Here is a 19783-nt window from a genome sequence, read left to right as displayed (position 1 = left end):
CACGACGACCCCACCCACCCAAGGGAGCACACATGCCTGGACCGTCCAGGGGCAGTTCGGCGCGGCCGCCCGTAGCCATCACCGGCATGGGCGTGGTCACCCCCGGCGGGTGCACCCCCGACGACCTGTGGGACACGCTGCGGGCCGGCCGGTCCACCGCCGCCACCCTCACCCACTTCGACCTCAGCCGCCACCGCGTCCGCATCGGCTGCCGCGTCCGCGGCCTGGACGGCCTCGCCGGCCTCGTCCCCGCCAAGGAAGCCCGCCGGATGGACCCCTTCGCCCACTACGGCACCGCCGCGGCCCTGGCCGCCCACCGCGACGCGGGCTCACCCACCGCCGAAGCCGGCCGCACCGCCATCGTCGTCGGCAACGCGGTCGGCGGCCGCGCCACCAGCGACCTGGAGTCCGCCCACTTCACCGAAGGCGGCCCCGCCCGCGTCAACCCGCTGATGCCGCTGATGACGATGCCCAACGCGGCCGCCGCGCACATCGCCATCCGCCTCGGCTGGACCGGCCCCGCCCTGACCGTCGCCAACACCTGCGCCAGCGGCGCCGACGCCATCGGCCACGCCCTGATGCTGCTGCAGACCCACCGCGCCGACCTCGTCATCGCCGGCGGCGCCGAACACACCCTCACCCCCGTCACCCTGGCCGGCTTCGGCAACCTCAACGCCGTCTCCTTGCGCAACGACGACCCCGAACACGCCTCGCGCCCCTTCGACAAGGACCGCGACGGATTCGTCATGGGGGAGGGCGCCGGATTCGTCGTCCTGGAACGCCTGGACGACGCCCGCGCCCGCGGCGCCACCACCTACGGCCTGGTCGCCGGATACGCCGCCACCGCCGACGCCCACCACCTCGCCATGCCGCTGCCCGACGGCGCGGGCGCCGCCGCCGCCATGGCCGGCGCCATCGCCGACGCCGGACTCGACGCCCACGACATCGTCCACGTCAACGCCCACGGCACCTCCACCCCCCACAACGACCGCTCCGAAGCCGCCGCCCTCACCAAGGTCTTCGGCACCGCCCAGCCCCCCGTCACCGCACCCAAGTCGGTCATCGGCCACCTCATCGGCGCCGCCGGCGCCGTCGAACTCATCGCCACCGTGCAGGCCATGCGGCACTGCGAGGTGCCCCCCACCGCCAACCACGAACAGCAGGAGCCAGGAATGCACATCGACGTCGTCCACGGCGCCCCCCGCGCCGTGCGCCCCGGACCGGCGATCACGAACTCCTTCGGGTTCGGCGGCCACAACTCCTCCGTGGTGGTGGTCCCCGCATGACGCTCCTCACGCTCCCCTCCCCGGTCCGCACCCTGACCGTCACCGAACCGCAGATCACCGACTACCGCGGCGCCGCCCGCAGCGGCCTGCCCACCGCCCGCCCCGGCCAGGCCTCGCCCGTCCACACCTTCGTCCTGGCCCACACCCTCGCCGAACAGACCGTCGCCGCCCTCACCGCCGGCGAACCCGGACCCGTCTCCGTGGTCCACCTCGGCCAGGACATCCGCACCCAGCGCCCGGTCCGCCCCGGCGAAGAGGTCACCGCCCGCCTCGACGTCGCCGGCATCCGCAAGGAACCCCGCGGCGCCCGCATCGCCCTCAGGATCCGCCTCACCGGAGAGGACGGCCCCGAACCCTTCGCCGAACTCCTCATCTCCGCCCTCCTCGTCGGCGCCACCACCCTCGAACCCTTCGGCGACATCACCGGCGGCACCCCCGCCGCCCCCGCCCCCGACGGCACCGGCACCCCCCACAGCGCCGTACACACCCTGACCACCGACTGGATCAGCACCTACGCCCACGCCTCCGGCGACCTCAACCCCATCCACCTCGACGCCCGCGCCGCCCGCGCCGCCGGCTTCGACACCGTCATCGCCCACGGCATGAGCGTCGTCGCCCTCGCCGTCGAAGAGGCCGCCGACCGCTTCGCGGACGCCGACTCCGCCCGCGTCCGCGGCCTCGGCTGCCGCTTCTCCGCCCCCGTACCCCCCGACGTCCCCCTGGAGATCACCCTCCAGCCCGACGCCCGCGCCCGCGTCATCCGCTTCACCTGCAAGACCCCCGCCGGCACCGCCGTCAAGAGCGGCTGGATCGAACTCGACCAGCCCGCCAACCGTCAGGGAGGCGACCACCCGTGACCACCACCCCGGCCGTCGAACTCGGCCTCCTCGGCGGATTCCTCACCCAGGTCCGCGACCGCCCCCACGCCACCGCGCTCCTCTTCAACGGCGAGGAGACCACCTACCGCGACCTCTACGAACTCGCCGGCCGCGAACGCGAACGCCTCGCCCGCCTCAGCCTGCCCCCGCACACCCCCGTCGGCATCCTCGCCGACAAGTCCCCGGCCACCGTCGCCCTCGTCCTGGCCTGCCTCCTCGCCCACCGGCCGCTGCTCCTGCCCTCACCCGCCCTCGCCGACACCCTCCTGGCCGACCTCTTCGCCCAGGCCGGCGTCACCCACGTCCTGGCCCCCGGCGGCCAACCCGCCCGCCTCGCCCCCAGCCCCCACACCCCCGCCCAGCCGCTCCCCGCCGACGAGGCCGCCGACACGGCCCTGATGCTCACCACCTCCGGCTCCACCAGCCTCCCCAAGATCGTCCCGCTGGGCCTGGACGCCGTCGACCGCTTCACCCGCTGGGCCGGCCACGCCTTCGACATCGGCCCCGGCCGCACCGTCCTGAACTACGCCCCCCTCAACTTCGACCTGTGCCTCCTGGACGTGTGGACCACCCTGGCCCGCGGCGGACGCGTCGTCCTCGTCGACCCCGCCCTCGCCGCCCACGGCCGCCACCTGCGCGACCTGGTCCTGCGCCACGACGTCGACATCGTCCAGGCCGTCCCGATGGCCTTCGGACTCCTCCAGGACGCCGCCGCCAAGACCGCCGACACCTTCCCCGGCGTCGACCACGTCATGTTCACCGGCGACGCCATCCCCGACCGCACCCTCGCCGCCCTGCCCGTCCTCTTCCCCACCGCCCGCATCCACAACATCTACGGCTGCACCGAGACCAACGACAGCTTCATCCACGAACTCGACACCACCACCACCCCCTTCCCGCCCGTCCCCATCGGCCGCCCCCTGCCCGGAGTCCACGCCCTGGTCCTGGACCCCGACACCCGCCGCCCCGTCGAAGGACCCGGCAGCGGAGAGCTCTACGTCTCCACCCCCTTCCAGACCCGCGGCTACCTCGACCGCACCCGCCACGCCGACAAGCTCACCGCCCACCCCCTCGGCCTCGACGACCGCCGCTGGTTCCGCACCGGCGACCTCGTACGCCGCGACGCCACCGGCACCCTGCACCTGACCGGACGCACCGACTTCCAGGTCAAGGTCCGCGGAGTCGCCGTCAACACCGCCGAGATCGAACGCGTCCTGCAGGAACACCCCGACGTCCTGGAAGCCGGCGTCGCCGCCCTGCCCGACCCCATCGCCGGCCGCAAACTCATCGCCGGCGTCCAACGCGCCCCCGGCTCCACCCTCACCGGCCTGCAGCTGCGCACCCACTGCGCCCGCCACCTGCCCCGGGCCGCCGTACCCCACCAGCTCACCCTCACCGACACCCCCCTGCCCAAGACCGCCACCGGGAAAGTCGACCGCAAAGCCCTCGACCGCCTCGACCAGCTCACCTCCACCACCGCACCCGCCGCACCCCTCACCTGAAGGAACCAGCCATGAGCAACGTCACCACCATCAAGAACTTCGTCATCACCGAGTTCCTCCCCGGCACCCCGGCCGGCGAACTCGCCGTCGACCACGACCTCCTCAACGACGGCGTCATCGACAGCCTGGGCGTCCTCAAGCTCATCGCCTGGGTCGAGGACCGCTTCGAACTCGCCATCGGCGACGCCGACCTGGACCCCAACAACTTCCGCAGCGTCGAGGCCATCGACGCCTTCATCGCCGACTCCCGCCGCACGGCGGCCGCCTAGGGGGTGTCGTCACCCCCGCTCCTGCCGTGCGGCGCCCGGCACGCACGCCCGCCGCGTTGTCGGACACCCGCGTACATCCGGTACACGGGCGACCCTCCGCCGTGCGAGCGCACGCACCGGACACCGCACGGCCCGCCCTCCGGGCGTACGGAACGACTTCGACGACACCCCCCAGAACCACCGCACCACCCCGCACCATCCCGACGCAGACGAGACGGAGAGCGACCGTGCACGACGCACTCACCACCCTGCTGGAACAGCAGGCCCCGGTCGGCCGGGAGGCCTGGCGGTCCTGGTGGGACCAGCTCGGCGACGGCAGCCTCGACCGGGCCCAGGTCCTCGCCCTGCTGGCCTCCCTGACCAGCCGGCTGCCCGACCACCAGACCCTGCGCCACCTCCTGGACTCCCTCGCCGAGCGCAGGCCCGCCCCCCAGGCCACCACCCCCTGGGAGAACACCGTCAACGTCGTCGGCACCGGCGGCGGACCCCGCACCTTCAACATCTCCACCGCCTCGGCGTTCGTCGCCGCCGCCGCCGGCGTCAGCGTCGTCAAGACCGGCTCCCGCGCCTACACCAGCTCGCTGGGCTCCGTCGACCTCCTGGAACGGCTCGGCATCCGCCTCACCTCCTCCCACACCCAGACCGAGGACACCCTCGCCGCCCACGGCATCGCCTTCGCCGGACCGTACGTCTACCCCACCCAGCTCACCCGCCTCGCCCGCACCACCGCCCCGCTGAGCATGAAGCCCTTCGGCCGGTTCCTCAACGCACTGGGCCCCTTCCTCGCCGAGCTCCCCGTCAGCGCCCAACTCACCGGCGTCTCCGCAGCCGCCCCCCTGGACACCCTGCGCGAACTCGCCGCGACCACCACCACCCGCCGCATCTGGCTCGCCACCAACGACACCGGAGCCGACGAACTCCTGCCCTTCGCCACCAACACCATCCACACCGAAACCGGCCTCACCCGCACCATCCGCCCCGGCGAACTCACCCCCGCCGACGGCTCCTTCGGCGACCTGCGCCCCGCCACCGACCCCACCGCCGCCGCCGCGCACTTCCGCTCCGTCCTCGCCGGCACCGCCGGCCGCGTCGCCACCCGCACCGTCAGCCTCGGCGCCGCCGCCCTCATCGTCGCGGCCGGCACCCGCCGCGACTGGCCCTCCGCGGTCTCGCTCGCCGAAGACGCCGTCCGCTCCGGCGCCGCCCACGACCTCGCCCGCCGCCTCGCCGCCACCCCGGCCCCCCGCACCCTGGCGGCAGCCCGTGCCTGACACCACCGCCCCCGCCGTCACGACGGCCCCCGCCCCCTTCTTCCCCCGGCGCACCCCCGGCCAGGGACCCGGACTCGCCCTCTTCCTCAACGCCGGCGACCCGCCCCTGCCCGTCCTGCGCGACCTGGTCCTCATGCTCGACCAGGAGAAGGTCGACTGCCTCGAACTCGCCGTCCCCTTCCCCGACTCCGTCACCGACGGCCCCGTCATCCAGCGCTCGGCACGCCGCGCCCTGGACCGCGGCGGCGCCGGCCTGGACGACGTACTGGCCTTCATCGCCGACGTACGGCCCCACCTGGCCCACCTGCGGATCGCGCTCCTCGCCGACTGGAGCCACTCCCTCAAACACCGCGACCTCGCCGACGCCACCCGCGACATCGCCGCCGCCGGCGCCGACGGACTCCTCATCCATGCCCTGCCCCCGCGACTGCGCCACAGCCACCTGGAGACCGCCGCCGCCGCAGGACTGCCCGTCGTCACCACCTGCTACACCAAGAGCCCGCCCGACACCCAGGCCCAGGCCGCCGCACACGCCTCCGCCTACCTCTACCTCGTCGCCCACTACGGACGCAGCGGGACCGCACCCGCCGCCGGCCACGCCCAACTCGCCCAGGCCGTCACCGCCCTGCGGGCCCACACCGCCTCCCCGATCGCCGTCGGCTTCGGGGTCAGCACACGGCAGGACGTCCAGGCCGTCGGCGCCTCCGGCGCCGACGCCGCGATCATCGGCTCCGCCGCCGTCGCCGCCGTCGAACGCGCCCAGGAAGCCGGCCACGACGTGACCGAAGCCTTCCGCGCCTTCGTCCGCTCGGTCCTGCCCCCCACACCGCACCACCCCTCCTGACCCACCCGCACACGCCCCACCCGCACCACCCAGGAGCTCCACCCCTCATCCGGAACATCCGCGCACCACCTCACACCGGGAGACCGCCATGATCGTTCGCGACATCGAGTCCGTGAAGACCGTCGAGTGGGGCAACGGCCTCAGCCGCCGCTTCCTCCTCGCCGAGGACGGCCTGGGCTACTCGCTCACCGACACCACCGTCCTGGCCGGCACCAAGTCCCGCCTGGAGTACGTCAACCACCTCGAGGCCTGCTACTGCATCGAGGGCTCCGGCGAGGTCATCGAACTCGACGGCACCTCGCACGAGATCGTCCCGGGCCGCATGTACGCCCTCGACCAGCACGACGCCCACTACCTCGTCGCCAGCCCCCACGAGGACCTGCGCCTGGTCTGCGTCTTCTCGCCGGCCCTGCGCGGCGACGAGGTCCACAGCCTCGACGCCCACAGCTCCTCCGCCTACTGAGCCCCCCCCGGCGCCCCGGCGCCGCCAACCCGCCAGCAACCGACACAAAAGGGGTCCGTCGTGATCCGTTGGAACGCCGACCAGGCAGATCTGCGCGAAGGCCTGGAGCGGTGGGGAGACGCACTCAGCGCAGACCACATCGAACTCGACGAGCAGTCCGCCTTCTCCGAGGACAAGTGGAAGCTCGTCCAGAAGACCGGAATCCTCTCACTGCCCTTCCACGAGGACTACGGAGGCCTCGGCCAGTCCCTCCTCACCACCATGTACGTCCTGGAAGGCCTCGGCGAGTACAACCGCGACGCCGGCCTGAGCTTCTCGGTCACCACCTCCATCTGCTCCACCGGCATCCCCGTCCAGCAGTTCGGCACCGTCGAACAGAAAGAGCGCTACCTGCCCCAGATCTGCTCCGGCGAGGCGATCGGCGCCCACGCCATCACCGAGGCCGAGGGCGGATCGGACGCCATGGCGATGGGCACCAGGGCCGTCCGCGACGGAGACGACTTCGTCATCAACGGCAGCAAGGTCTTCGTCACCAACGGACCGGTCGCCGACGTCATCGTCGTCTACGCCCGCACCCACCCGGACGGAGGCCCCCTGGGCACCACCGCCTTCCTGGTGGACCGCAACACCCCCGGAGTGAGCGCCGGCCGCCCCATCAAGAAGATGGGCCTGCGGACCTCACCGCTCAGCGAGCTGTTCTTCGACGACGTACGGGTCCCCAGAACCGCTGTCCTGGGCCGCGTCGGCGGAGGATTCATGGTCCTGGACCACGTGATGAAGCGGGAGATCCTCCTCTCCTTCATCGTCAACGTGGGCGAAATGCAACACCGGCTGCAACGCTGCGTCGACTACGCCAAGACCCGCACCTCCTTCGGAAGGGCGATCGGTTCGTACCAGACGATCGCCAACAAGATCGTCGACACGAAGATCCAGCTGGAAACCGCCCGCAAATGGCTCTACGACACCGGCGAGAAACTGGAGGCCGGCGAGAACATCACCGCCGACCTCGCCATCGCCAAGATCGTCACCAGCGAGTCCAACCTCGCCACCAGCCTCACCGCCGTACAGATCTTCGGCGGCCACGGCTACATGTCGGAATCCGGACTGGAGCAGGACGTGCGCAACGCCGTCGGCGGCACGATCTACTCCGGATCCAACGAGATCCAGTACAACCGCATCGCCTCCACCCTGGGACTCGGCAAGTGAGCACACACCCCCTGTCCCGGACACTGCTGAAGGTCTGCGGGGCCACCACCCCGCACGACATCGAGGCGGCCGCGGCCGCCGGGGCGGACTGCGTCGGCCTCTGGCACGGCGTACCCGGCGGCCCGTCCGAGCTGGAACCGAACGCGGTCGCCGCCCTCGCGGCGGCGGCCCGTTCGGCCGGCCTCCTCCCGGTCCTGGTGACCTTCCTCGCCGACGCCGCCCACCTCGCCCACCTCGTGCGGGCCACCGGCGCCGGCTGGGTCCAACTCCACGCCTACCAGCCCCCCGCCACCGTACGGGCCCTGCGCGAAGCCCTCCCCCCGGACACCGGAATCGTCAAGGTCCTCCACGTCCAGGAAGACGGCGGCTGCGTCGAACGCCCCCTGATCGGCGCCTACGACCGCGCCGGCACCGACCTCTTCCTCCTCGACACCGCCACCGGCGACGGCCGCATCGGCAGCACCGGCCGCACCCTGGACCCGGCCCGCCTGACCGCCCTCCTGCCCCGCCTGACCCGCCCCTTCCTCCTGGCCGGCGGCCTCACCCCGACCCACCGCCCCGCCTACGAGGACATCGTGCGCCACCCCGGCTACCGCGGCATCGACGTCGACACCGCCGCCCGCGACCACACCACCGGCGCCTTCGGCGTCCCCGAGATCACCGCCCTCGCCCGCGCCTGGCGCACCGGCACCGCCCCCGCCCCCGACCACCCCCCGCTGGAGCTGTCGCGATGACCAAGCAGAACCGGACCGGCTTCCCTTTTCTCGAGGCCCTCCTGGCCTCCCCGGCCCCCGTGGTGATGGAGGTCAAACGACGCGACGCCCACGGCTACGACATGCTCGGCGGCCGCACCCCCGCCGCGATCGTCGGCGCCTACGAAACCGCCGGCGCCCCGTGCGTCTCCGTCGTCACCGGCCGCTGGTTCGGCGGCTCACCCGCCCTCCTGCGCGACGTCGCCGCCCTCACCGACCTCCCGATCCTCCAGAAGGACTTCATCACCCGCAAGGACCAGATCCACACCGCCCGCGAACTCGGCGCCTCCGCCGTCCTGCTCACCGCCGCCCTCCTGCCCGCATCCAGCATGCGCACCCTGGTCACCGAATGCCTGCGCACCGGCCTGACCCCCTTCGTCGAGATCACCCAGGAATCCGAACTCGCCTCCGTCCACCACCCCCAGGAGTGCGTGATCGCCGTCAACAACAAGGACATCAAGACCCGCGAACGCGGCGCCGGCGACCTCGGCCGCTCCCTCGACCTCCTCCCCGCCCTCCAGAGCGCGGGCACCGCCTGCCCCGTCAGCGCCAGCGGCATCGACAGCCCCGCCACCGCCGCCGGACTCCTCGACGCCGGCTTCCGCGGCCTGCTCGTCGGCACCTCCCTGCTGCGCACCGGATCACCCGCCCAGTGGATCGACGCGATGGCCGGCGCCCGCCGAGAGCTGGCCGTACGGTGACCCGCCCCCACACCGTCCGCGCCCACACCCTCCACGCGGCGGGCATCGAACTGTCGGCGCTCCTGGCGCTCCCCCACACCACCCCGCCCCGCTCCACCATCCTCGCCATCCACGGCCGGGGCATGCGGGCGGCGTACTGGAACTCCTTCATCCCCCTCGCCACCGCCGCCGGCCACGCCGTCCTGGCCGTGGACCGCCCCGGCTACGGCGCCTCCGCCGCCCACCTGCCCGACGGCCAGACCCTCGCCGAACAGGCCGAAACCCTGCACGCCGCCCTCAAGGAACACGCCCGCACCCACGACACCGGCGCCGGATTCCACCTCCTGGGCCACTCCGACGGCGGCAAGGTCGCCCTCCACACCGCAGCCACCGCCGGCGCCCTGCCCCTGCTCGGACTGGACACCTCCGGCACCGGCTACCAGTACGACCCCCAGGCCCTGCACTTCCCCTCCACGCTGGGCGGCGGCGCCACCAAACTCAACTGGGGCCCCCTGAACCTCTACCCCCGCGGCACCTTCCAGGCCAGCCGCACCCTCCTCGCCCCGACCCCGCCCCGCGAAGCGGCGGAAACCATCCACTGGCCCCGCCAGTTCGAAACCCTCGCCCCCGACGTCCGCATCCCCGTCCGCCTCACCTTCGCCGAACACGAGGCCTGGTGGCACCTGGACGACACCACCCTCACGGCGATGACCTCCCGCCTCACCCGGGCCCCGTCCGTCACCGTCGACCACCTGCCCGCCGCCGGCCACAACATCAGCCTGGGCCACACCGCCGACACCTACCACCAGCGCGCCCTGGCCTTCCTGGACACCTGCCTCACCCCCGCCACCCCGGCCCACCGGACCCCCCAACACGACTGACCGCACCCCGTGGAGCGGGTGCGGTCAGCCGCCGGTCACCGGGCCGGGGGAGCGGTCAGACCGCCACCACCCGGCTCACCAGCTGATCCCGGATCCGCGACGGGATCCCCGGCGCGAAACGCTGCAGGTAGTGGTCCAGATGGGAATCGTCACCCACCAGGAACGGGAGGTCGAACACCAGCAGCTTGCGGACCGCCAGCAGCGGCAGCGGCGCCCGCAGCGGCCGGAACGCCTCGTTGTACAGGCCCGGCTCCTCGCACACCGGATGGAACTGCCCGATCATCAGCCCCTCCGCCACGAACTCGTCCTTCGCCTTGCGCTGCAGCTCGTCCAGCTCCACCGAGTCCGTCGGATCGAACCCGGGAAGAACCAGCAGGATCGTCAGCAGCTCGCGGTCCTCCGGCGACAACGGCTCCGACAGGGCCGCGTGCCGGGTGCGCAGCGAGTCGACCGCCAGCGCCAAGTTGTCGCAGTCCGCGGACGGCAGCGCCAGATGGAACAGCTCCTTGCGCAGCGAGGGCTGGGTGTACGGGCACACCGGGCCGGTACGGCCCAGCTCGGGATGGCTGGACACCAGGAAGTCCCGGCTCCACAGCAGCACCTGCAGCAGCGGGCCCAGGGCGTCCGCCGGGACTTCGCCCCGGGCCACCTCTCCGGTGGTCCAGGAACGGATCAGGTCGTCGCCCCTCATCGGGGATCCCTCCACATCGGTCGAAGGACGGGCCCGCCGCCGGGCAGGGCCAGGTCCCCGCCGAGGCGGCCGAAACCGGCCCGCCGGGTCGCGGCCTCACCACCCGGCGAGCTCGCCTCGGTGTACAGGCCGACACCCTCGGCATCCGCACGGTCCGCCATCACGCCCAGCAGTGCGGACATCAGACCGGACTGCTGGCGGCCGGCGCGGACCGCCCCGAACGACACGTAGTAGTGCGGGGCGTGCGGGTGGGCCCGCGCCTGGAGGGCGGCGATGGTCCGCAGCCCCTCCACGTGCCCGCCCAGGGCCGCGGCGAACGCCGCGTCCAGCGCGGCCTCGTCGGGCTCCGCACCGGGCGGCAGGAACAGCAGGACCGCGTCACCGTCGGGACTGGTGAGGACTCCGTCGTAGGCGGCGGACAGATCGACGAACACCCGGAAGAACCCCGGCAGCAGCTCGGCTCTGCGCTGCTCGTCGGGGATCATCCAGCGGGTCAGGGCGTCCTCCTGGAACGAGGACGCCAGCAGGGCGCACAGGCGGTCGGCCTCCGGTCGGCCCAGCCGGCTCGCGGCGGGCGGATCGGTCGGCGTCGGGGGCGGCGCGGTCGGGGACAAGGCAGGACCTCCAGGTCGACAGAGGGAGAGGGAACAGGGCACGGGACGGGAGAAGTGCAGAGCCGGGGGAGGAGCCGGGGAGAAGGAACGGAACGGGAAGAACCGGGGGAGGGGGAAGAGCCGGGCGAGCACCAGGGGCAGGGCAGGGCCGGGACAGAGTCAGGGGCAGGGGCAGGGCCGCCGGGCGGACGGAGCGCGGACCGGGTCAGGCCGGGGCGGAGCGGATCAGGCCGGGATGCGGCCCAGCGCGGCCAGCTCCGCCACCCGGGCGTGCAGCACCGGCAGGTAGTGCTCCGACTCCGGCTTGATCAGGACGCTGCGCACCACCCGCGCCGCCTCCGCGTCCCGCACCACACCCGGATGGCGCACGGCGAACGCGTCGGCGTCCGCCCGCAGCACGCTCAGGAACACCGGATCCGACTCCGCCGTCATCCCGTCGCGCAGCAGCCGGTCACTGGCCGCGTCGATCGAGGACAGCGAACCGCCGGCTGTCACCGGGAAGTACGTCACGATGTCCAGGTCCGGCCGCTGGTACAGCCGGAGCACGTCCGAGTCCTCCAGCAGATCCGCCCACCGCAGCGCCGCCCGCCGGTTCGCGGCCAGGATCCGCCCGAACCCGTCCACCGTCAGCGGCAGCAGCTGCAGCGTCAGCCACAGCCCGGCCGCCGCCGCCCCCGCACGCGAGCACTCCAGGCTGATCTCGCCCAGGTGCAGCTCCGCATCGGTGAAGTACGTGTACGGCGAATCGTGCGCGAAGTGCCGCCCGGCCCGCGGATCGGGGAACAGCACCGCCCCGCAGCCGTACGGCTGCAACCCCTGCTTGTGCGGGTCCACCACCACCGAGTCGCACTCGGCGATCGCCCGCCACGGGGCCGCGTCCAGACCCCCGGCACCCGCCCGCCCCAGGATCGCGTAGAACCCCCCGTACGCAGCGTCGACGTGCACCCGCGCCCCGTAGCGGCGCGCCAGCGCCAGCACCTCGTGGACCGGGTCCACCGCCCCCAGCCCCGTCGTGCCCGTCGTCACCACCACCGTGCCGATCCGCCCGCCCCGCAGCGCACCTTCCAGCGCGCCCAGGTCGATCCGCCCGCGGGCGTCCGCCGGGATCCGGTGACCCTCCATGCCCAGCACGTGGCACATCCGCTCGTGCGTGTAGTGGCACTCGGAGCCGTAGGCCACCCCGCGGTCCGGGTGCACCTGCCGGGCGACGTACAGGGCCTCCAGGTTCGCCATCGTGCCGCTCGTCGTCAGGTGCCCGACGTGCGACGCCAGACCGAACATGCCGGCCAGCTCGGCGACCGCCTCCCGCTCCATCTCCGTGGTCGCGGGACCGCCCTCGGCGGCATGGTTGTTCGGGTTGAACAGCATCGCGGTCAGATAGCCGGTGACGGCCGCCGGATGCGGCGGCTTGACCATCTGTCCGGCGTAACGCGGGTGGAAGAACGGATAGTTGTGGTCCATCCGCTTCGCGAGACGGTCGAAGGCCTCGGTGAACGCCTCCGGACGGACCCGGTGCGCCCCATGGGACTCGTACGGGCCGAACTGCCCGCCCCACCGCTCCGCCACCCCCAGCGCGCGCGGCAGCCAGTCGCGTAAGTCGTGCAGGTCGTGCAGGTCCACGGGAGCCTCCCCAGCACCGCCCGGGGGCGGCGCGAGTCGCGCGTACGCGGTCGTACGTACGCACGAGGAGCGTTGCCCAGCCCCCGCAAGGCCCGCGCAACGCCGCACCCCGCACACCACCCCGGCTCAAGCCGTGCGCAAGCCGCATCTGGTGCACTCGCGGCCCGACACCCGCGTGGAGCCTTCCACCGCCGGCCGCCCGCGGCACCGGCCCGCCCCGGGCGCCCGCGCGCACCCGCCCCGCCCCATCCCAGGAGGACACCCCATGGTCACCAGACGCAGCCTGCTCAGCGGCGCCATCGCCGCGACCGGCGCGGGTCTGCTCACCACCGGAGGACTGACACCGCTGCTCAGCACCGGCTCCGCGCAGGCCACCGCCCCCGCCGGCACGCAGCCGGTCACCCTCCCGCCGCCCTTCACCGTACGGATGCCCCTCACCCCCGTCCTCGCGCCGGTCTCCACCCTGGGCGGCCAGGACACGTACGCCGTCACCATCAAGGAAGTGGCCCGGGAGATCATCCCCGGAGCACAGACCAAGGTCCTCACCTACGACGGCCACTTCCCCGGACCGGTCCTGCGCGCCCGCAGCGGCCGCAAGGTCGTCATCCGCCACCGCAACACCCTCACCATGCCCGTCTCCGTCCACCTGCACGGCGGCAACGTCTCCCCGGACAACGACGGCGGCCCGATGGACACCTTCGCGCCGAACACCTCGCGGACCTACACCTACCCCAACCAGCAGGCCGGCGCCGGCCTCTGGTTCCACGACCACGCCCACCACATGGAGTCCGAACACGTCTTCCGCGGCCTGTCCGCGACCTACCTCCTCTCGGACGACACCGAACGGTCCCTGCCGCTCCCCGCCGGCCAGTACGAAGTCCCCATCGCCCTGCGCGACGCCCGCTTCGACGAGAGCGGACAGCTCGTCTACGTCATGGACGACGTCTTCGGCCGCACCACCGTCCTCGCCAACGGCCGCCCCAGCCCCTACTTCGAAGTCGCCGCCCGCAAGTACCGCTTCCGGCTCCTGAACTCCTCCAACATGCGCTTCTTCCAGCTCCGCCTCGCCGACGGCAGCCCCCTCACCCAGATCGGCACCGACGGCGGACTGCTGGAGCGCCCCTTCACCACCGACACCGTCGCCCTGTCCCCGGCCGAACGCGCCGACGTCGTCATCGACTTCTCCCGCTACCCGGTCGGCACGAAGATCGTCCTGGAGAACACCCTGGGCCCCGGCACCCCCGACCAGGTCGGCAAGATCCTGCGCTTCGACGTCGTACGGACCGCCCCCGACCCCAGCCGGATACCCGGCCACCTGCGCACCCTGCCGGCCCTGCGCCCGGCCACCGTCCAGCGCTCCATCGTCCTCAGCATGGACGAGGACGGCCGCCAGGAGCCGCGGGGGTTCATGGACGGCCAGGTGTGGGACTACCAGCGCATCGACCAGACCGTCGCGCACGGCAGCTCGGAGATCTGGACCGTCACCAACACCAACAAGCTCGCCCCGCACAACTTCCACATGCACCTGGTCCAGTTCCGCGTCCTGGAACGCAACGGCGCCCCCGCGGGACCGGCCGAATCCGGACCCAAGGACACCGTCCGCCTCTTCCCCGGCGAGAGCGTCAAACTGCACGTCACCTTCGACACCTACCGCGGGACGTACGTCTACCACTGCCACCTGCTGGACCACTCCGCGATGGGCATGATGGCCAACTTCCGCATCCGCTGACGCCGGCCCGGCCGCGCCGCCGGCCCGGGCGGAGCGGGCGGGCCGCGGGAGCGGGGGAGGAGCGGCCCGCCCCCGCTCGACGCGCGCTCAAGGACGAGCCGAGGAACGAACGGAAGGATCCTCGACAACAGACCATGTCCGGCCGTGTCCCCCACGAGTCCCCGCATGGGTCCGAGCACCACCGCACCGCCCCACCATCCGCACCACGACCCCAGGAGGCAGGCCGGACCCCTCCACCCCGCCCGCCCCGAACCCGCGCCCCGCCCCGGCGGCGCGACCGTCCTCAAGCGGGTTTCTGGCCGTCCTAGGGCACCGGGGGCGATCATCGAGTCCACCGGGACCCGGCGCCGCCCGCGCGGCGCGATCCACCACCGCCCCGGAAGGCCCGGACACCCGCCCCACCGCCCGAGCCACCGCACCCGCACCCACCACCGAACCGAACCCGCACCCACCACCCGCAACTCACCACTCAGGAACCGGATGCCGAAAGGGAAGAGGAGGGAAGCGATGGCCGCCACCGTGGCCATGACCGTGGTCGTCACCCCCGGCCCCCCGCCCTCCCTCGACCTCCACGGCCCGCTCACACCCACCGCGCTCAGGGCCGCCCTCGCCACGCTCCCGCCGTGCACACCGACCCTGCACCGGCACACCCCGCACCACCACACCCTCACCCTGCCCCCGCCGCCCTTCCCCACCGGCCGCCTGTCCGACCTGCTGACCGGCGCCCCCGCCGGACACCCCCGCAGCACCCCGGAACACCCGGCGCCCCCCGCCCGCCGCCCCGCCGCCCCCGGACCCCGCACCGCACTGCCCGCCACCCCCCTGCAACACCACGCACTGCTGGACGCGATGACCCACCCCGGCGCCGGCCTCCACGTGGAACAGCTCCACTGGCGCTGGCACGGCCCCCTGGACGCCCGGCGGTTCACGGCCGCCTGGCAGACCCTCTACGACGGCGAAGCGGCCCTGCGCACCGCCCTGGCCGCACCCCCCGCACCCGGCACCGGCCCCCTGATCGCCGTCCACCCCCACGCCGTACCCCAACTGGAACGCCACGCCCGCGGCAGCGCCGACTGGCACGCCCTGCTGCTGAGCGAACGCATGCGCGAGTTCGACCTGTACCGGCCCGGCGCGGCCCTGCGGATCGCCCTGCTGGAAGAACCGAACCGGGTCCACCGCGTCCTGCTGACGTACCACCAGGCACTCCTCGACGGCTGGAGCGCCCGCCTGCTCCAACGCGCCCTGTACCGCGCCTACCTCGCCGACGGCCGCCCCGCCGGCCGCGGCCGGCGCCCCGACATCCGCGACCACCTGCGGTGGACCGCCGGCCAGGACCCGCAACCCGCCCGGGCCCACTGGTCCCGCGCCCCGATCCCCGCCGGCGCGGCCCGCCTGCCGCTCGCCCCGCCCGACCGGCCCGCCCGCCGCGGACACGGACGCACCCGCCGCCGGCTCACCCCGTACGAGGCACTGCGCCTGCGCAACTGGGCCGCCGACCGCGGCGCGACGGAGAGCACCGCCCTGCACGCCGTCTGGGCCCTCCAGCTCCACCACGCCGCCCCGCACCCCCGTACGGTCGCCTTCGCGGCCGCGGTCTCGGGCCGCGGCATCCCCCTCCCCGGAGCCGACCGCCTCCCCGGACCGCTGCGCAGCGCCGTCCCCCTCCACGTCCGGATCGACCCGGCCGCCCCGCTGACCCGGCTCCTGGCCGACCTGACGACCCAGGCCCTGAACGCCTCGTCCTACGAATGGATCGCCCCGACCCAGTCGACCCACTGGTCCCGCCCCGCCCCGGCCCCCACCCCGCCCCCCGCCGGCGCTTCCCCGCAGAGCCCAGCCGCCGGCGAACCGGCCGGCGCACCGGTCGGAGTACCGGCCGGAGTACCGGTCGGCGTACCGGCCTGCGACGGAGTGCCCGCGGAGGCGGCCCTTCCCGAGTCCCTCATCGTCTTCGAAGCACACGCCGGGGCCGCCGGGCCCGCCCGCGACCCCGTCCACGCCGAGCTCGCCGCCGAAGGCGTCCACGTCGGACCCGCCGAAGCCGTCGCCGCGCACACCGCGGTGCCGTTCGCCGTCACCGCGCACCACGACGCCGAGGGCGGACTCGTCCTCACCGCCGTCCACGACCGCGCCCGCGTCAGCGACGCCGACGCGGCCGAAACCCTCGCCCGGACCGCCCGCATGCTGCGCGAACTGCCCCGCGCCGTACGGGAACCCGCCACCGTCGCCGACGCCCTGACCCTGCTCGCCGCCGACGGCGGCAGCCCCGTACCCCGCGCCACCCCGCCCGCGGCCCGCACCCTGCGCATCCTGCGCGCCGCCGCCCGCGCCGGAGCCGGCACGATCTGCCTGCTCCCGCCGCCCGAGGCGCCCCCCGGCTGCTACGACGCGCTCGCCGCGGCCTACCCCGGCCCGCAGGCGCTGGCCACCCTGCGGCCCCCCGCCGACGCGCGGACCGCACTGGCCGCGCTCCGGCCCGCCCTCGCCCGCGGCGAACCGCTCCTGCTCGGCGGGTTCACCGGCGCGGGCACCCTCGCCTGCGAAGTCGCCGAACGCATCGCCTCGCACGGCTGGCACCCGCCCCTCGTCGTGATCGGCGCCGCCGCACCCGCCGCCACCGGCGGCCCCGACCCCGTCCGGGCCCTCGCCCGGACCCTGGAGACGGCCGCGGCCGCCACCGCCCGACCCTGACCGCCCCCACAACCCGTCCACCAACCACCAGGAGTGACATGTCCCGCCGCCTGTTCACCTCGGAATCCGTGACCGAGGGCCACCCCGACAAGATCGCCGACCAGATCAGCGACACGATCCTCGACGCACTGCTCAGCGAGGACCCGACGTCGCGCGTGGCCGTGGAGACCCTCATCACCACCGGCCTCGTCCACATAGCCGGCGAAGTCACCACCCAGGCCTACGCGCCCATCGCCCAGCTCGTCCGCGCCAAGATCCTCGAAATCGGCTACGACTCCTCCGCCAAGGGCTTCGACGGCGCCTCCTGCGGCGTGTCGGTGTCCATCGGCGCGCAGTCCCCGGACATCGCGCAGGGCGTCGACACCGCCTACGAGAAGCGCGTCGAGGGCACCGACCGCGCCGAGGAGGGCGACGCCCTCGACCAGCAGGGCGCCGGCGACCAAGGCCTGATGTTCGGCTACGCCTGCGACGAGACCCCCGAGCTCATGCCGCTCCCCATCCACCTCGCGCACCGGCTCGCCCGCCGCCTGTCCGAGGTCCGCAAGAACGGGACCATCCCCTACCTGCGCCCCGACGGCAAGACCCAGGTCACCATCGAGTACGACGGCGACCAGGCCGTCCGCCTGGACACCGTCGTCGTCTCCACGCAGCACGCCGCCGACATCGACCTGGAGGCGCTGCTGGCCCCGGACATCCGGGAGATCGTCGTCGAGCACACCCTGCGCCGCCTCGCCGAGGACGGCATCAAGCTGGAGACCGAGGGCTACCGCCTGCTCGTGAACCCGACCGGCCGCTTCGAGATCGGCGGCCCGATGGGCGACGCCGGCCTCACCGGCCGCAAGATCATCATCGACACCTACGGCGGCATGGCCCGCCACGGCGGCGGCGCCTTCTCCGGCAAGGACCCCTCCAAGGTCGACCGCTCCGCCGCCTACGCGATGCGCTGGGTCGCCAAGAACGTCGTCGCCGCCGGCCTCGCCACCCGCTGCGAGGTCCAGGTCGCGTACGCCATCGGCAAGGCCGAGCCGGTCGGCCTGTTCGTCGAGACCTTCGGCACCCACACCGTGCCCACCGACCGCATCGAGCGGGCCATCACCGAGGTCTTCGACCTGCGCCCCGCCGCGATCATCCGCGACCTGGACCTGCTGCGGCCGATCTACGCCCAGACCGCCGCCTACGGCCACTTCGGCCGCGAGCTCCCCGACTTCACCTGGGAGCGCACCGACCGCGCCGAACGCCTGCGGACCGCCGCCAGCGCCTGAGGCCGCCCCCGCCCCGCGGCCCCCGGGCCGCGGGCCCCCCGCCCAGCCCCCGCTCCACTCCGCCCCGCCGACATCAGTCCAGCTCACAGGAGTCCACGTGCGTATCGCGGTGACCGGATCCATCGCCACAGATCACCTCATGGCCTTCCCGGGCCGGTTCGTCGACCAGCTGCTCCCCGACCAGCTGGAACACGTCTCGCTGTCCTTCCTCGTCGACACCCTCGAGGTGCGGCGGGGCGGAGTAGCGGCCAACATCGCCTACGGTCTCGGCGGCCTGCGCCTGGAGCCCGTCCTCGCGGGCGCCGTCGGCCCCGACTTCGCCGAGTACGAGGTCTGGCTCAAGGAACACGGCGTCGACACCGGCGCGGTGCACGTCTCCACCGAGCACCAGACCGCCCGCTTCATGTGCATGACCGACCGGGACACCAACCAGATCGCCTCCTTCTACGCGGGCGCGATGGCCGAGTCCGGCCGCATCGACCTCGGCGCCCTGCACGCCCGCACCCCCCTCGACCTGGTCCTGATCTCGCCCAACGACCCGGGCGCGATGGTCCGCCACACCGAACAGGCCCGGGAACTGGGCATCCCCTTCGCCGCCGACCCCTCGCAGCAGCTCGCCCGCCTCACCGGCGAGGAGGTCCGCGGCCTGGTCACCGGCGCCCGCTGGCTGTTCACCAACGAGTACGAGTCCGCGCTGCTCCTGGAACGCACCGGGTGGAGCCGCGACGACGTCCTGGGCCGCGTCGGGACCTGGGTCACCACCCTGGGCGCGCAGGGCGTCCGCATCGACGCCCGGGACCGGCCGGCCCTCACCGTCCCCGCCGTCCCCGACGCCCGCGTCGAGGACCCCACCGGCGTCGGCGACGCCTTCCGCTCCGGGTTCCTGGCCGCCGTCAGCTGGGGACTGCCGCTGGAGACCGCCGCCCAGCTCGGCTGCGCGATATCGGCCCTGGCCCTGGCGGCCGTCGGCTCGCAGGCGTACGAGATCGACCCCGGCCGGCTCCTGGACACCGTCCGCACGGTGTACGGGGAGCAGTCGGCCGCCCTGCTGGAACCGAAGCTGGGACAGCCGGCATGACCACGAACGCGCAGACCCGGGCCGACGCCCTCCGTGAGGCTCTTGCCACTCGTGTGGTGGTGGCCG

Annotated in this window: 18 protein-coding genes; 15 read left to right on the top strand and 3 right to left on the bottom strand. The window is 73.7% G+C overall.

Annotation, left to right across the window (positions count from 1 at the left end; all coding sequences use genetic code 11):
• The first annotated feature begins 32 nt into the window (after positions 1 to 32).
• The 11 genes from ACFWW8_RS32795 to ACFWW8_RS32745 all read left to right on the top strand — a co-directional run bounded on the left by ACFWW8_RS32795 (position 33) and on the right by ACFWW8_RS32745 (position 10032).
• A complete protein-coding gene (locus tag ACFWW8_RS32795; protein WP_386534935.1) occupies positions 33 to 1286 on the top strand; it encodes a beta-ketoacyl-[acyl-carrier-protein] synthase family protein in 1254 nt (417 codons plus the stop codon).
• Positions 1283 to 2143: a MaoC/PaaZ C-terminal domain-containing protein gene (locus ACFWW8_RS32790; protein WP_386534933.1), complete on the top strand. Its 861-nt coding sequence runs from the start codon at positions 1283 to 1285 to the stop codon at positions 2141 to 2143. Before ACFWW8_RS32795 ends, ACFWW8_RS32790 begins: the two co-directional genes overlap by 4 nt.
• A complete protein-coding gene (locus ACFWW8_RS32785) occupies positions 2140 to 3666 on the top strand; it encodes an AMP-binding protein (protein WP_386534932.1) in 1527 nt (508 codons plus the stop codon). Before ACFWW8_RS32790 ends, ACFWW8_RS32785 begins: the two co-directional genes overlap by 4 nt.
• A gap of 11 nt (positions 3667 to 3677) precedes the next feature.
• On the top strand, positions 3678 to 3935 hold the full coding sequence (locus ACFWW8_RS32780) for a phosphopantetheine-binding protein (RefSeq protein ID WP_386534929.1): 258 nt from the start codon (positions 3678 to 3680) through the stop codon (positions 3933 to 3935).
• A 227-nt stretch (positions 3936 to 4162) separates the two neighbouring features.
• Positions 4163 to 5206: a hypothetical protein gene (locus ACFWW8_RS32775; protein WP_386534926.1), complete on the top strand. Its 1044-nt coding sequence runs from the start codon at positions 4163 to 4165 to the stop codon at positions 5204 to 5206.
• Complete coding sequence (trpA, locus tag ACFWW8_RS32770; protein ID WP_386534923.1) at positions 5199 to 6050, top strand: tryptophan synthase subunit alpha; 852 nt, start codon at positions 5199 to 5201, stop codon at positions 6048 to 6050. The genes ACFWW8_RS32775 and trpA overlap by 8 nt, the downstream gene beginning before the upstream one ends.
• Before the next feature lie 88 nt (positions 6051 to 6138).
• On the top strand, positions 6139 to 6513 hold the full coding sequence (locus ACFWW8_RS32765) for an ectoine synthase (protein ID WP_030390275.1): 375 nt from the start codon (positions 6139 to 6141) through the stop codon (positions 6511 to 6513).
• A gap of 60 nt (positions 6514 to 6573) precedes the next feature.
• Entirely contained in the window at positions 6574 to 7719 is a 1146-nt protein-coding gene (locus tag ACFWW8_RS32760; protein ID WP_386534920.1) for an acyl-CoA dehydrogenase family protein, read from the top strand.
• Positions 7716 to 8453: an N-(5'-phosphoribosyl)anthranilate isomerase gene (locus tag ACFWW8_RS32755; RefSeq protein WP_386534917.1), complete on the top strand. Its 738-nt coding sequence runs from the start codon at positions 7716 to 7718 to the stop codon at positions 8451 to 8453. Before ACFWW8_RS32760 ends, ACFWW8_RS32755 begins: the two co-directional genes overlap by 4 nt.
• Positions 8450 to 9172 (top strand): indole-3-glycerol-phosphate synthase, encoded by a 723-nt coding sequence (locus ACFWW8_RS32750; RefSeq protein ID WP_386534915.1) that lies wholly within the window; start codon positions 8450 to 8452, stop codon positions 9170 to 9172. The genes ACFWW8_RS32755 and ACFWW8_RS32750 overlap by 4 nt, the downstream gene beginning before the upstream one ends.
• Complete coding sequence (locus ACFWW8_RS32745) at positions 9169 to 10032, top strand: alpha/beta hydrolase (protein WP_386534912.1); 864 nt, start codon at positions 9169 to 9171, stop codon at positions 10030 to 10032. Before ACFWW8_RS32750 ends, ACFWW8_RS32745 begins: the two co-directional genes overlap by 4 nt.
• Positions 10033 to 10087: 55 nt before the next feature.
• Here the strand turns inward: ACFWW8_RS32745 and ACFWW8_RS32740 are convergent, their stop codons facing one another.
• From ACFWW8_RS32740 to ACFWW8_RS32730, 3 genes are all read right to left on the bottom strand, one after another.
• Entirely contained in the window at positions 10088 to 10723 is a 636-nt protein-coding gene (locus tag ACFWW8_RS32740; RefSeq protein WP_267726623.1) for a DUF6875 domain-containing protein, read from the bottom strand.
• A complete protein-coding gene (locus ACFWW8_RS32735; protein WP_386534909.1) occupies positions 10720 to 11337 on the bottom strand; it encodes a hypothetical protein in 618 nt (205 codons plus the stop codon). Before ACFWW8_RS32735 ends, ACFWW8_RS32740 begins: the two co-directional genes overlap by 4 nt.
• A 225-nt stretch (positions 11338 to 11562) precedes the next feature.
• Positions 11563 to 12957 (bottom strand): pyridoxal phosphate-dependent decarboxylase family protein, encoded by a 1395-nt coding sequence (locus ACFWW8_RS32730; RefSeq protein WP_386534906.1) that lies wholly within the window; start codon positions 12955 to 12957, stop codon positions 11563 to 11565.
• 265 nt (positions 12958 to 13222) lie between these two features.
• Here ACFWW8_RS32730 and ACFWW8_RS32725 point away from each other — a divergent pair, with 265 nt between their 5' ends.
• The 4 genes from ACFWW8_RS32725 (at position 13223) to ACFWW8_RS32710 (ending at position 19717) form a co-directional block, all read left to right on the top strand.
• Complete coding sequence (locus ACFWW8_RS32725; protein ID WP_386534903.1) at positions 13223 to 14686, top strand: multicopper oxidase family protein; 1464 nt, start codon at positions 13223 to 13225, stop codon at positions 14684 to 14686.
• Positions 14687 to 15193: 507 nt separating this feature from the next.
• The gene (locus ACFWW8_RS32720; RefSeq protein WP_386534900.1) at positions 15194 to 17377 is read left to right on the top strand and encodes a condensation domain-containing protein; all 2184 of its coding nucleotides are present in this window, start codon (positions 15194 to 15196) and stop codon (positions 17375 to 17377) included.
• A 38-nt stretch (positions 17378 to 17415) separates the two neighbouring features.
• Positions 17416 to 18639, top strand: coding sequence for a methionine adenosyltransferase (gene metK, locus ACFWW8_RS32715; RefSeq protein WP_386534897.1), 1224 nt, complete (start codon positions 17416 to 17418; stop codon positions 18637 to 18639).
• Positions 18640 to 18736: 97 nt separating this feature from the next.
• The gene (locus tag ACFWW8_RS32710) at positions 18737 to 19717 is read left to right on the top strand and encodes a carbohydrate kinase family protein (RefSeq protein ID WP_386534894.1); all 981 of its coding nucleotides are present in this window, start codon (positions 18737 to 18739) and stop codon (positions 19715 to 19717) included.
• The last annotated feature ends 66 nt before the right edge of the window (positions 19718 to 19783 follow it).

This window comes from Streptomyces sp. NPDC058701 (assembly GCF_042715295.1).
GTDB lineage: Bacteria > Actinomycetota > Actinomycetes > Streptomycetales > Streptomycetaceae > Streptomyces.
Note: the sequence above shows the minus strand (reverse complement) of the source record. Positions and strands in the feature narration are given on the sequence as shown.

What these genes read in the sequence shown, in the direction of transcription:
- ACFWW8_RS32795 (WP_386534935.1), top strand. Translation starts at nt 33, where the DNA reads ATGCCTGGACCGTCCAGGGGCAGTTCGGCGCGGCCGCCCGTAGCCATC.
- ACFWW8_RS32790 (WP_386534933.1), top strand. Translation starts at nt 1,283, where the DNA reads ATGACGCTCCTCACGCTCCCCTCCCCGGTCCGCACCCTGACCGTCACC.
- ACFWW8_RS32780 (WP_386534929.1), top strand. Translation starts at nt 3,678, where the DNA reads ATGAGCAACGTCACCACCATCAAGAACTTCGTCATCACCGAGTTCCTC.
- ACFWW8_RS32765 (WP_030390275.1), top strand. Translation starts at nt 6,139, where the DNA reads ATGATCGTTCGCGACATCGAGTCCGTGAAGACCGTCGAGTGGGGCAAC.
- ACFWW8_RS32750 (WP_386534915.1), top strand. Translation starts at nt 8,450, where the DNA reads ATGACCAAGCAGAACCGGACCGGCTTCCCTTTTCTCGAGGCCCTCCTG.
- ACFWW8_RS32740 (WP_267726623.1), bottom strand. Translation starts at nt 10,723, where the DNA reads ATGAGGGGCGACGACCTGATCCGTTCCTGGACCACCGGAGAGGTGGCC.
- ACFWW8_RS32725 (WP_386534903.1), top strand. Translation starts at nt 13,223, where the DNA reads ATGGTCACCAGACGCAGCCTGCTCAGCGGCGCCATCGCCGCGACCGGC.
- ACFWW8_RS32720 (WP_386534900.1), top strand. Translation starts at nt 15,194, where the DNA reads ATGGCCGCCACCGTGGCCATGACCGTGGTCGTCACCCCCGGCCCCCCG.
- metK (WP_386534897.1), top strand. Translation starts at nt 17,416, where the DNA reads ATGTCCCGCCGCCTGTTCACCTCGGAATCCGTGACCGAGGGCCACCCC.